The organism is Mesorhizobium sp., from assembly GCF_965229135.1.
Classification (GTDB): Bacteria; Pseudomonadota; Alphaproteobacteria; order Rhizobiales; family Rhizobiaceae; genus Mesorhizobium.
In genome coordinates this window covers 4,803,108-4,815,679 of record NZ_OZ245860.1, presented here as the reverse complement: position 1 = coordinate 4,815,679, position 12,572 = coordinate 4,803,108, and the positions used below count along the sequence as shown (strand labels likewise).

11 protein-coding genes are annotated in these 12,572 nt (G+C 63.8%); 4 read left to right on the top strand and 7 right to left on the bottom strand.

Annotated elements, in window-relative coordinates; genetic code table 11:
- The first annotated feature begins 159 nt into the window (after positions 1 to 159).
- Positions 160 to 534 (top strand): YciI family protein, encoded by a 375-nt coding sequence (locus ACO07C_RS22990; RefSeq protein WP_421916452.1) that lies wholly within the window; start codon positions 160 to 162, stop codon positions 532 to 534.
- Between the two features lie 34 nt (positions 535 to 568).
- Here the strand turns inward: ACO07C_RS22990 and ACO07C_RS22985 are convergent, their stop codons facing one another.
- From ACO07C_RS22985 to ACO07C_RS22975, 3 genes are all read right to left on the bottom strand, one after another.
- Entirely contained in the window at positions 569 to 1,324 is a 756-nt protein-coding gene (locus ACO07C_RS22985) for an SDR family oxidoreductase (protein ID WP_421916451.1), read from the bottom strand.
- Between the two features lie 226 nt (positions 1,325 to 1,550).
- Positions 1,551 to 2,288, bottom strand: coding sequence for a tellurite resistance TerB family protein (locus ACO07C_RS22980; RefSeq protein ID WP_421916450.1), 738 nt, complete (start codon positions 2,286 to 2,288; stop codon positions 1,551 to 1,553).
- Between the two features lie 497 nt (positions 2,289 to 2,785).
- Positions 2,786 to 3,715: a rhodanese-related sulfurtransferase gene (locus tag ACO07C_RS22975; protein ID WP_421916449.1), complete on the bottom strand. Its 930-nt coding sequence runs from the start codon at positions 3,713 to 3,715 to the stop codon at positions 2,786 to 2,788.
- Between the two features lie 190 nt (positions 3,716 to 3,905).
- Between ACO07C_RS22975 and ACO07C_RS22970 the strand changes: the two genes are divergently transcribed.
- Complete coding sequence (locus ACO07C_RS22970; protein WP_421916448.1) at positions 3,906 to 4,544, top strand: 2-dehydro-3-deoxy-phosphogluconate aldolase; 639 nt, start codon at positions 3,906 to 3,908, stop codon at positions 4,542 to 4,544.
- 105 nt (positions 4,545 to 4,649) lie between these two features.
- On the opposite strand, the gene ACO07C_RS22965 is transcribed toward ACO07C_RS22970, so the two are convergent.
- The 4 genes from ACO07C_RS22965 to ACO07C_RS22950 form a co-directional block, all read right to left on the bottom strand.
- Positions 4,650 to 4,841 (bottom strand): hypothetical protein, encoded by a 192-nt coding sequence (locus ACO07C_RS22965; protein WP_421916447.1) that lies wholly within the window; start codon positions 4,839 to 4,841, stop codon positions 4,650 to 4,652.
- A gap of 184 nt (positions 4,842 to 5,025) precedes the next feature.
- The gene (locus tag ACO07C_RS22960) at positions 5,026 to 5,220 is read right to left on the bottom strand and encodes a hypothetical protein (protein ID WP_421916446.1); all 195 of its coding nucleotides are present in this window, start codon (positions 5,218 to 5,220) and stop codon (positions 5,026 to 5,028) included.
- Between the two features lie 181 nt (positions 5,221 to 5,401).
- Positions 5,402 to 7,270 carry a DUF882 domain-containing protein gene (locus ACO07C_RS22955; protein WP_421916445.1) on the bottom strand — a complete coding sequence of 623 codons (1,869 nt, stop codon included), beginning with the start codon at positions 7,268 to 7,270 and terminating at the stop codon, positions 5,402 to 5,404.
- A gap of 371 nt (positions 7,271 to 7,641) precedes the next feature.
- The gene (locus ACO07C_RS22950; RefSeq protein ID WP_421916444.1) at positions 7,642 to 9,183 is read right to left on the bottom strand and encodes a sigma-54-dependent transcriptional regulator; all 1,542 of its coding nucleotides are present in this window, start codon (positions 9,181 to 9,183) and stop codon (positions 7,642 to 7,644) included.
- 157 nt (positions 9,184 to 9,340) lie between these two features.
- Between ACO07C_RS22950 and ACO07C_RS22945 the strand changes: the two genes are divergently transcribed.
- Both ACO07C_RS22945 and ACO07C_RS22940 read left to right on the top strand, forming a co-directional pair.
- Positions 9,341 to 11,179, top strand: coding sequence for a M3 family oligoendopeptidase (locus ACO07C_RS22945; RefSeq protein ID WP_421916443.1), 1,839 nt, complete (start codon positions 9,341 to 9,343; stop codon positions 11,177 to 11,179).
- A gap of 425 nt (positions 11,180 to 11,604) precedes the next feature.
- Positions 11,605 to 12,477 carry a proton-conducting membrane transporter gene (locus ACO07C_RS22940; RefSeq protein ID WP_421916442.1) on the top strand — a complete coding sequence of 291 codons (873 nt, stop codon included), beginning with the start codon at positions 11,605 to 11,607 and terminating at the stop codon, positions 12,475 to 12,477.
- Positions 12,478 to 12,572 lie beyond the last annotated feature (95 nt).

Below are 12,572 nucleotides of genomic sequence, written 5' to 3'. Positions count from 1 at the left end.
GCATGTCGCCCAAAAGTGACCTCGGCTTTGGGAAGGCGACATGCATGAAAACAACGACGTAAAGCGCGGCGAATCCGTTTCAACGCGACGCGCTCTAGAAGGTCCAGGACTGCGGTCGACGTCCCGGATGCTCATGATGGAGAAAAAGGGGGACCCTGGATGTTCTATGCAATCCTAGCCTATCACGTGGAAGGCGCGATCACGGCGATGACGCCGCAGGAAGATGCCGCGCTGATGGCCGACCTGCTGGAGATCAACACCCGGCTTCACGCGGAAGGCACGCTCGGGCCATCCGCGCGTCTGGGAGCGACGCAGGATGCCTGCACGCTGCGCGGCCCAGGCGATGGCGTGATCATCGACGGCCCTTTCGCCGAGACCAAGGAACAGTTGCTAGGCTTCTATATCGTGGACTGCGCTACCCGAGACGAGGCCATCGCGATCGCCCGCGATCTGCGCCGCGTCAACGTCACCGCCGTCTACGAGATTCGGCCCGTCCTGCTTTTCAAGCCTGGCGTGCCGCTGGCCGGCAGATGAGCCGGCGGCTGATGCCCCCACCAATACGTGTCGCCTACCCGCGCCCGACGAACGGCATCTTGGTCGCCATCACCGTCATGAACAGCACATTGGCGTCGAGCGGCAGGCTGGCCATATGGAGTACGGCGTCGGCGACACGCTGAACGTCCATCACGGCTTCGGCGGCGATCGTGCCATTGGCTTGCGGCACGCCGACCGTCATCGGTTGCGCCATGTCGGTCAGCGCATTGCCGATGTCGATCTGGCCGCAGGCGATGTCATAGGGCCGGCCGTCCAGCGCCAGCGTCTTGGTCAGCCCGGTGATGGCGTGCTTGGTTGCCGTGTAGGGAGCCGAGCCGGGCCGCGGCGCATAGGCCGACACCGAGCCGTTGTTGATGATGCGGCCCCCCATCGGCTTCTGCCGGCGCATGGCGCCGAAGGCGGCGCGGGCGCATAGGAACGAGCCTGTGAGATTGACGCCGAGGACATCGTTCCACACCTCGACCGGGATCTCGTCGATCGGCGTCGACTTGTAGCCCATGCCCGCATTGTTGAAGAGCAGGTCGACCCGGCCGAAGGCCTCGATCACCTGCCGGAACATGGCGTCGACATCGTCGGCCTTGCTGATGTCGCAGGCAACGGCCAATGCCTTGGCCTGCGTCGGTCCGGCCTCGTCGATCGCGGCGTCCAGAACAGGCTTGCGACGTCCACAGAACACCGTGTTCCAGCCGGCCTTGAGCAACGCGGTTGCCACGCTCTTGCCGATGCCCGTGCCGGCGCCGGTGACGATGGCTGTCTTGTGATCTGTCATGACTGTCCTCCGAGACCGTCCAGCCATCGCAAATGATGGCGGCCATGACAAGTCAATCTGGATGGGCCAATCTGGGCGGGGGCCTCCGACAAAAAGGGCGGTCATTGGCGACCGCCCTGATCTGAACCAGCTTGGGAGGAGGAAAAGCCGATCCGACTGTGTAGAATGATGCGCTTGCTAGGTTAACGAAAGGTTAACGCGGACAAGGGCACCTGTGCCGATTTGGCTACCAGCGTGGATTGGGCGAGGTTCCGGTCCTGGCAGGCACCTTTGCCGCCGACACCGTCGCCTCGACATGGTCGACCAGCGCATCCGGCAGGCCGAGGCGGCCGGCGAGCAGGTCGAGATAGCCGCGTTCGGCGCGCGTGTCCGGGTCGATGGTCAGGCGCGACGCCGTGTAGAGTTCGAGCTTCTGCGCGTCGGTATGGGCGCCAGCCACCAGCGTATCGAGATCAAGCGGCCGCTCCAGTTCCGCCATCAGGAATTTCTCGGCGTCGGGACCGATGCCGGCAAGGCTGAGCTTGCCGGCGATCTTCTGGCGCTCCTCGTCGTCGACATGGCCATCCGCCTTCGCCGCGGAGATCATCGCGCGTATCAGCGTGAGCGTGAATTCATCCTCGCCCTGCGGGGCCTGTGACGGGTGGAAGGCCGTGTCCTTCGGCGGCGGCAGCAATTCCGGCTCGCCGGCGGCGGGCGCCTCGGCGGGGGCATTGCCGCTCTTGTAGTTCTGGTAGGCCTTGTAGGCGAGGCCGCCGATGGCGGCCAGGCCGCCGAGCCTCACGGCGGCACCCGTAACCTCACGACCGGCCCCGGTTCCAAGCAGCACGGCGGCAATCGCGCCGGCGGCCAGCGGGTTGTCCTTGGCCATCTGGACGGCCTGCCCCGCCTTGTCGCGAACCGTGGAGTCCGTTCCGGGAATTTGCGAGCCGAGCAGATCGTCGAGAAGCTTCTTGGGATCGAACATTCAGTGCCTCCAGATTTGCCCGGCCGAACGGGCAGGTTTCGAACGCCGAAGACGTAGGTCCCGCACGCTGACAATACAATGACGAACCGTCGCTCGACGTGCCGAAACCGGCTTCGATCTCGGGTATGTCCGGGTCCGACAGGAGTGCCGCCATGACCGGCAAGCCAGCGTGGTTCCCACGGTCTGGCGCGGCGGCTGATTGCCCGGCAATGGGCGGGGGACATTGATGGAATGGCAGCGCTTTTTTGAGCCCGATGACGTTATCGACAGCGGCGAGGAACAATTGATGCACTGCCGGGAAGAATCCGGCCCTATTTGCGAAGTTCACCGCGACAAAAATTTGCTTCCGGAATTCAACGCGCGGCCATCATCAATCGGGACTTGGGGCTTGCGTCAACCAGACTCCCCGACGGACGACAACGACCGAGGTCGCCCGCCGGCAGCGCGACGGGAGATGGCTTTGGGCCATCCATCGATTCTCTGTCGCGTAGCCTGAACTAGCTGCCGATATGCGGGCCCCTGCCCTGCGCCTGCGCCAGTTCGACCTGGCGCTGGCGCTCGGCGTAACGCTGGCGATCCTCATCCGAACGGCTGTCGAAGCAGTGCGGGCACGAGACGCCGGCGGCAAATTTCGGCGACTGCCGGTCCTCGCCTGTCAACGGATGCCGGCAGGCGCGGCACAGTTCGGCCTCGCCTTCCACCAGGCCATGGGACACCGAAACGCGCTCGTCGAACACGAAACATTCGCCCTGCCACAGGCTTTGTTCGGCAGGCACCTCTTCGAGGTATTTCAGGATCCCGCCCTTGAGATGGAACACGTTCTCGATGCCAAGCGCCTTCACATAGGCCGTCGCTTTTTCGCAGCGTATGCCGCCTGTGCAGAACATGGCGATCTTTCGCCCCTCCAGGTCACCGCGATGCGCCTCGACCCAGGCCGGAAATTCGCGAAAGCTGGCGGTTGAGGGATCGACGGCGCCCTTGAAGGTGCCGATCGACACTTCATAGGCATTGCGCGTGTCGACCACGATCGTATCCGGATCGGAAATCAGCGCATTCCAGTCGGCCGGCGCGACATAGGTCCCCGCGCTTTTGGCCGGGTCGATATCATCGATCCCCATGGTGACGATCTCGCGCTTCAGCCGCACCTTCATGCGGTGGAACGGCATTTCGGCAGCGCCACTGTATTTGACCTCGAGCCCGGCAAGGCCCTCGATGGATTCGAGATGTTCGACCAGCGCGGCGATGTCCGCTTCGCTGCCGGCGACAGTGCCGTTGATGCCTTCATGTGCCAGAAGCAGCGTGCCCTTGATGCCGCGTCCACAGCAGAAGGCGGCAAGCGGCGCCCGCAGTTCCTCGAAGGCGTCAAGCCGCGCGAACCGGTAGAGCGCGGCGACACGGATTGGGTTTGTTGGCGTGGACGAAGTCATTGCCATGCCAACTAGACGCTGGCGGCGACTGTTTCAAGGCTGGGCGCTTTCATCCGGCCGTCATCATCCTCGATGGTAATGGGCGAAGAGCCGTTCCGCGGCGCGTGACATCGCGACACGTTTCGTTTCGTGGACAGGAAAACACCCGTCTGCTAATCGGTTGAATTACCAGTAGACGCGGAGAGACAAAGTGCCCAGCAAGACCGAAAAACTCCTGTCGCTCCTCAATGGCCAGCCGGTGATCCCGGTGCTGAAGATCGCCAATGTGGCCGACGCGGTGCCGCTGGCGCGCGCGCTGGCCCGTGGCGGGCTGCCGGCGATCGAGATCACGCTTCGCACCGCCGATGCGCTGGAGGCGATCCGGCGCGTGGCAGGCGAAGTCGAGGACGCCATTGTCGGCGCGGGCACCATCCTGGACGCCCGGCAATTCGACGAGGCAGCAAGCGCCGGCTCGAAATTCATCGTCAGTCCCGGCATCACCCGCGAGCTCCTGGCGGCGGCGGGAGATAGTGATGTTCCGCTGCTGCCCGGCGCCATCACGCCCGGCGAAATCATGGCCGCACGGGAAGCCGGCTTGCGTTTCCTGAAATTCTTCCCCGCCGAACAGTCCGGCGGCATCGCCTCGCTCAAGGCATTTGCCTCGCCGCTGGCCGATGTGAAGTTCTGCCCGACAGGCGGCATCACCGGCAAGAACGCGGCCGACTATCTCAGCCTGCCCAACGTCGTCTGCGTTGGCGGTTCCTGGGTCGCGCCCGACGATATGGTCAAGGCGGGCAAATGGGACGAGATCGAAGCTCTGGCGCGCGCGGCGAGCAAGCTGGCGAAGTAACTCTTATCGCATTTCAAGCCGTATCATCTTCCGGCGCTCATTCATGTAACAAAAAACCCGGCCGACGAGCATCGACCGGGTTTCCATGAACCGATTTCGGAACGGTCAGTTACAAACCTTGACCTGTTCGACGACCTTGTGATGGTGGCGCCAATGCGTCACTGTCTGCATGTGGCAATGCTTTCTCATATGCATATGGTCATGGCGATTGACGACCATGGTATCGGCCTGAGTAGGGCCAATGGCCGCCGCGGCAGCCGCAAGCGAAATGAGCGATGCCAAGAGTATGTTTTTCATGGATTTCCCCGGGTTTGAAACAACAAGGATAGAACCCGCGAAACGGTAACGCGTTCCACGATCACGGGAATGTCAGACCGGCGTGACCCCGCCGGATACCGAGCGCTCGCAGCCGCTACATCACCCCCAGCGCAAAATCCGCGCCGGTCTTGCAAGCGCGGACTTTGAGTTTCGATCCGGCTCTTTAGTACTTGGGGTGGCAGACCCTGATCTTCTGCACCACCCTGTGGTGATGGAACCACCGGCTGACCGTCTTTATCCGGCAATGCCTTTCATGGGCATGATCGCCGACCCTGGCTATGGGGGCGGCCTGTGTCGGCGCAATGGACGCCGAAGCCGCCGCAATCGAGATGAGAGAGACCAACAGAATGTTTTTCATGGCTTTTTCCTGAGTTGAACGACAGAGGTAAAACCATCCTGACGACGCCTCGTTCCGGGGTCACGGGAATGTCAGCCGCGCGTGATGTCGGCGTCGCCAAGCATGCAATCGTGAAAAGACCCTGGAAACAAAAAACCGCGCTGGTCGCCCAGCGCGGCTTCGGGTTCGGACATCGGCAGCTTTACTTGGTTTGGAAGCGGGCGACCGAAAGGAACTTTACGGCATTGCCGGTGAACCGGTTGGCATCGGCCATCTGGTTGTCCGCCTGGAAGCCAGCGGTGTAGACCTCGCTCGGTGGCGTATGCACGATGTTGTAGGCGTAGCGGGGCCCGGTCGTCGAGCTGGTGGTGGTTGTCAGCGTCTCGCCACTGCCCAGCGCCCAGCGGGCAGCCTGCGGCGCGGCGGCAACAACCACGGCCTTCGGTCCGGGTTTCAGATCCCGCGCCGTGGCCCGTGACTCCTTGCGCGTCGTTTTCACGCCAGCGCCGATCGCCGCGACCGGATCCGTTCCGGCGGGGCGTGCGACGATCGCCTGGCGAGGCGATGCGGCATCGACGCCGTCCGGGTCGTTGAAGGCCGAGCGGGGTTCGGACAACGAAGCCACCTGATAGACCGCCGTCGCCGCTGGCGTTGGGGCGCTCGCTGCCTTGGACACCGAGGAAGCCGTCATTGCCGGTTGCGCATTGACCTGATCGAGAACGGCCTTGACCTCGTCGGTCCGGCCCGTGTCAGGCCGTGCTGTCGGCAGCACGGAGAACGCGTCGGTGGCGGTGTTGCCCTTCTCGGCCGTGTCGGCGAGAGCCAGCAGCACATCCTTGCTCGGCGGCGTCACATCGGCCGCGACCGCGGCCGGCGCGTGTTCGGGACGCCAGGTTGGCAGCGGCACGTTGTTGACCGCCACCTGCTTCTGATCCGGCACATCCGACTGATCAGCAGTAGCGAAAGGAACGTTTGCCGGCGCTTGCGCGGTCGCCACCGTCCGCTCGGTCGTGGCGGACGCATCGGCCACGGCGAATGGCACGTTCTGGGGCTGCTGGGCGCCGACATCGGCCTTCGGGCGCGGCGCGAAATCAGGAACGGGAACCTCGCGCGCCGGCAGCGCCGCGATGATCGTTTCCGGCGTATCCTGATCCGGCTCGTCAGCCGACGCGTCGGCAATCCGCGGAATCTCAGCGCGCTTGGCATCCTGCGGCGCCACGATGGCGATGCCCGGCAGGGCGTTCTTCGCGGCAGGCGCGGACTTCACCGCCCTGGGTGCGGGCGCGGGCTCGTCCGAAGCGACATCGGCGCTGTCGTCGGCCTCGTCGGAGCCGCCGCCAAACAATGAAGCGAGCAAGCCGCGGGATTTCTTGGCACCGCCGCCAGCGCTTGCCATTTCGATTGCGGGAGCGCCGGAACCGACACGCGACTTGTAGGCGGCGAGCGCCTGCTCATAGCCGGGCAGCGGCTTGCCGTCGCTCGGCACATGCAGCGTCTTGCCGTTCGGGAACACGCTGACCAGTTCCTGGCGGGTGATGCCGGGCCAATGCCGCACGTTGCCGACGTCCATGTGGACGAAGGGCGAACCCGACGTCGGATAGTAGCCGACACCGCCACCCTGCATCTTGAGGCCGATGTTGCGCAGCTTCTTCAGCGGCACGCCGGGAATGTAGAAGTCCATTGCTTTGCCGAGCATGTGCTGGCTCTTCTCGGCCACGCCCCGGCTGCGGCTGCGCAGCATCGAGTTCGTGGATGGCGAGCGATAGCCGCAGACGACCTGAATGTAATCGGTCGCCCCGCTTTCACGATAGGCTTCCCAGACCAGGTCCAGCAGGCGCGGGTCCATCTTGGTCGGTTCGTTGCGGCGCCAGTCGCGCAGGATGATGTTGATCTTGCGCAGGCCTTCGGGATCGTAGCGGCCATTGCGCTTGTAGACGATCTCCGCCTTTTCGTGCGTGTGCAGGTGATAAAGCTTCAGCGAACGCGTTTCGGCGCTGGCGCCGGTCGCGGCCGCGGCGAGGAAACCTAAGGCAATCACCATGGCTGCCAGCCATCTCGGCCAGACGCGCATACGGTAGGATCGCCCGTTTGTGTGTCGTTCGATTCTGTTCAAATCAAAAGGCCTTGCAGGCTGTCTTCTGTCCCCGGATTTCCCCAAAACAGATGCGTCAGGATCGCATCCGAATATCAACCTTAATGGTTAATCATCACTTATTGAAGCCGAAATGCGGTAACACCGTGGCGATATCCCGTCAAAAATTGTGTACAGCATTTCTTGGTAAACCGCTGGTTTAGATCATGTTTCGGCCGTTAGCCGTTACACGATCTGTTACCGCTTGCCTTAATGCGTGAACAGCAACGCGGCACCCTCGCGGCGCGATACGATCGTGCACGAAACTTACATCCTCAAGCTGGACTCAGCCTTGCGCTTGGAGATCAAGCCTAGGATGCGAGCCGTTCCACGCGGCCGGTTTCCGGGTCGATGCCGTGCTCCTTGAGCTTCCGGTACAGCGTCGAGCGACCAATGCCGAGACGGCGGGCGACTTCGCTCATCTGGCCGTTATAGTGATCGATGGCGAGCTTGATCATTTCGAGTTCGACATCGGCAAGCGCGCGCACATTGCCGCGCTCGTCCAGCGCCCGCAACGTTCCGAATCGCGGCTGGAGCCTGACCTGTTGATGAGGCTCGGCCACGACGATGCCCTCGCCCGGGCGGGTGCCGTCGTCACCCCGGTGGGTGTCCGCGGGCAAAGGAGCCTCCGGCCGCGCGCCATGCGCGTCGAGATTGACCGTACCGCTGACCTGCGCGCGGATCTGCGGGAACTCTTCCTCGGTCAGCACATCGCCATCGCAGAGCACCGAGGCGCGGAAGACGGCATTTTCGAGCTGCCTTATGTTCCCCGGCCAGTCATAGGCCTGCAGCATGGCAATTGCCCCAGGTGAAATGCCCTGCAGCCGGTGGCGGGCATCGGCCGGCGCCACCTTCTCCATGAAATGCTCTACTAGGTAGGGGATGTCGTCGCGACGGTCGCGCAGCGGCGGCACGAAGATCGGATAGACATTGAGTCGGTAGAACAGGTCCTCGCGGAACTTGCCATCCTTGACCTGCTGCAACAGGTTGCGGTGCGTCGCCGAGATCAGCCGGATGTCGACCCGGACGGTCGAGCGCCCGCCGACCGGATCGACTTCGCCGTCCTGCACGGCGCGCAGCAATTTGACCTGCACGTCGAGCGGCAGGTCGCCGATCTCGTCGAGGAACAGCGTTCCCGAATGCGCTTCGACGAACTTGCCGGTGTGCTTCTCGGAGGCGCCGGTGAAAGAACCCTTCTCGTGGCCGAACAGGATGGACTCGACCAGATTGTCGGGAATGGCGCCGCAATTGACGGTAACGAAGGGCTTCGAACGACGGTCGCCGGTCCCCTGAATGGCGCGCGCCACCAGTTCCTTGCCGACTCCGGATTCACCTTCGATCAGGATCGGAATGTTGGAGGCGGCCGCCTTCTGGCCAAGACGGATCACGCGGTCCATCGCCGGGCTGTGCGTGATCATGTCCTTGAAGGTCAGATGGCCGCCCTTGCGACGCGACGTGCGCCGCACCTCGCCCTCGACCGCCTCGACCTTCAGCGCATTGCCGATCGATGCCTGCAGCTTGTCGGGCGAGGCCGGCTTGACGACGAAGTCGAAGGCGCCGTGGCGCATTGCCGAAACGACCGTATCGATGCCGCCCTGCGATGTCTGCACGATGACCGGGATGTGGATACCGCGTTCGCGCATCGCCTTCAGCACGCCGATGCCGTCGAGGCCAGGCATGACGAGATCGAGGATCACCACTGAAACGTCGCGCGCGCCGGGACCGTCCAGTACGTCGAGGCCGGCCACGCCGCCGTCGGCGACGATGGCCGTGTGGCCGAACTTCGTCACCGCCCCCTCGAGCAGCCTGCGCTGCACGGGATCATCATCGACTATGAGTATGGAACCTGTCATGATTGGTGAACAACGCCCGCCCGAGGAATTTTGCCCTGTGGATCATCTTGGCACAGGGTTCTAAATAAGGTTTCAAAAAACCCGGTGAACGAATTCCTTAGGATTTGACGGGCTTCCTGCTCCTCCCTTTTAATCTTGATTCTGGAAGGTATTGGCGATGCACACGGTTTCGGCTCGGCGGCTTGCGCCATCGGCATCCGGTCAGGGTGCTGCTGCGCTCGGCAATCTGCCGGAATGGAATCTCAACGATCTCTATGCCGGCATGGACGCGCCGGAACTGAAGCGCGACATCGCCAGGGCCGCCGCCGACGCGACCGGCTTCGAGAACCGCTGGAAAGGCACGCTCGCGGCCGAGGCCGCGCGCGGCGCCGAAGGCCGGCTGGGCGAAGCGCTCAAGGCCTACGAGGGGCTGGAGGAACTGATCGGCCGCATCGTCTCCTATGCCGGGCTGGTCTATGCCGGCAATACGGCAGACCCGCAGCGCGCCAAGCTCTACGGCGACATCCAGGAGAAGATGACTGACGCTAGCGCGCATCTGCTGTTTTTCGCCCTCGAACTGAACATGATCGACGATGCCGTGATCAACAGTGCTCTCGCCGCCGATCCGGTCTTCGGCCATTACCGGCCGTGGGTGCTCGACCTGCGCATGGACAAGCCCTATCAGCTCGAAGACCGCGTCGAGCAGCTTTTCCACGAGAAGTCGATCACCGGGCGCGGTGCCTGGAACCGGCTGTTCGACGAGACGATGACCGACCTGCGTTTCGACATCGACGGCGAGGAGACGACGTTGGAGCCGGCGCTGAACCGCCTGCAGGATGGCGATGGCGAGGTGCGCCGCCGGGCGTCCGAGGCGCTGGCGGCGACCTTCCGCAAGAACCTGCGCACCTTCACGCTGATCACCAACACGCTGGCCAAGGACAAGGAAATTTCCGACCGCTGGCGCGGCTTCAAGGATATTGCCGATTCACGCCATCTCGCCAACCGCGTCGAGCGCAGCGTCGTGGACGCGCTGGCGCTGGCTGTTCGCGAAGCCTATCCGCGCCTGTCACACCGCTACTACGCGATGAAGGCGCGCTGGCTCGGCATGGACGCGATGAACCACTGGGACCGCAACGCCCCGCTGCCCGAGACCCCACAGGCCGTGATAGGCTGGGATGAAGCCCGGGACACGGTACTGTCGGCCTACCAGCGCTTTTCGCCCGACATGGCGGAGATCGCCCGGACCTTCTTCGACCGAAACTGGATCGATGCGTCGGTGCGTCCGGGCAAGTCGCCCGGCGCCTTCGCGCATCCGACCGTGCCGTCGGCGCATCCTTATGTGCTGCTGAACTACATGGGCAAGCCGCGCGATGTGATGACGCTGGCCCATGAACTCGGCCATGGCGTGCATCAGGTGCTGGCCGCCGGCCAGGGCGCTCTGATGGCCTCGACGCCGCTGACGCTGGCCGAGACCGCGTCGGTGTTCGGCGAGATGCTGACGTTCCGCTCGCTTCTCGACCAGACCACCGACAAGCGCGAGCGCAAGGCGATGCTTGCCCAGAAGGTCGAGGACATGATCAACACGGTGGTGCGCCAGATCGCCTTCTACGAATTCGAGCGCAAGGTGCACGCAGAGCGCAAGAACGGCGAACTGACCTCCGACAAGCTCGGTCAGTTCTGGCTGGAGGTGCAGGCCGAGAGCCTCGGGCCAGCGATCAGGCTGCGCGAGGGGTACGAGGTCTTCTGGACCTATATCCCGCACTTCATCCACTCGCCTTTCTACGTCTACGCCTACGCGTTCGGCGACTGCCTGGTGAACTCGCTCTACGCGGTCTACCAGAATGCCGAGCGCGGCTTCCAGGACAAGTATTTCGAGATGCTGCGCGCCGGCGGCACCAAGCATCACTCGCAGCTCCTGGCGCCTTTCGGCCTTGACGCCACGGACCCGGCTTTCTGGCAGATCGGCCTCGGCGTGATCAGCGGCCTGATCGACGAACTCGAAGCGCTGGACCGTTAGCGCATACGACAGGAACGGCATCGGTGGGCGATGCTCGAATAACCATCTCGCGCAGCCCACTTGCCAAGACGAGCGGCCGAACAGTTTAGCCGGAATGCATGCCGTGAACCGGTCTATTCTTGCTCTAAATATTTGTTCTTGAATAACTCTCCCCGAACGTTTTCCGATAGCTTTCCGCAAGCTCTATGATAGCCTCCGCCCTCAAGCTCAGCCGGAGCGCGTGCGGATCGGGCCGAGGATTTGTCCGCCGACCGCGGCGTTCAGGCAGACGCGACAATGGGCCGTCGGCTATGGCAAGCAAGGCCGATCACCGACAGCTCGATCGAAGCCGGCAGTTCCGCGAACCGCGGAACCACCATCGAATGGTCCTTCGCCGAACGTCATGACCCCATGCCACGGCAGACGGATCCGACTGGAGAGAGAAAATGGGAATTTTCTATTTGCTCGTGGCGTTCCTGGTAGGTGTGTTGGTGGGCTGGTTCATCTGGGGGCGTCTGCGCGGCGAACTCGATAGCCTGCGTGGAGATCTCGATCGTACGCGTAGCGAGCGCGACAGGCTGCGCGCCGACAGCGACCGCCTGACCGGCGAACTGGACGCATGCGGCAAGACCCGCGCCGATCTCGAGCGCCGGTTGCGCGAGGCGCAGGGAGCCCCTGCCGCCAGCACGCCCCCAGCGGCAAGTACAGGGCCCGCGAAGGCGGCAAGCCAGGCACCGGCTTCCGTGACGTCGAGCCCCGCACCGGCCAAGCCCGCTCCTGCCAAGCCCGCTCCTGCCAAGCTTGCACCTGTAAAGCCTGCTCCTGCGAAGCCTGCACCTGCGAAGCCCGCTACCGCGACAGCCGCTCCGGCCAAGCCTGCTCCGGCAAAGCCGGCAGCCAAATCCGCGGCGGCAAAAGCCGCACCGACGGCGGCGGTGTCGAAGGCAAGCGCGGCATCGAAAGCAAGCGCGCCGAAAGCAGCCGCACCGAAGCCGGCAGCGGCGAAGCCCGCACCCGCCGTCAAGAAGGCAGCACCGGCGGTTGCCAAGGCCGCGACAACCAGCAAGCCTGACAATCTGCGCCGGCTGATCGGCATCGGCCCGGTCAACGAAAAACTGCTCAAGGGGCAAGGCGTAACCACCTTTGCCCAGATCGCCTCGTGGACGACCGCCGATATCGAGCGGATCGAACATGCCCTGCAATTCGGTGGCCGCGTCGAGCGCGAGCATTGGGTTGAGCAGGCCAAGCTGCTTGCTGCCGGCGACGAAAAGGAATTCGCGCGCCGCTTCCCGTCAGCGGGAACGTCCAGCAACACCTGAGCTGTCCGCCGGCATAGTCCGGCAATCCGGCGGCGCCCCTTGGGTGCCGCCGCCTCGACGCAGCCGCTTGGCTTCTGCCGCAAGGCCGCCTTTGC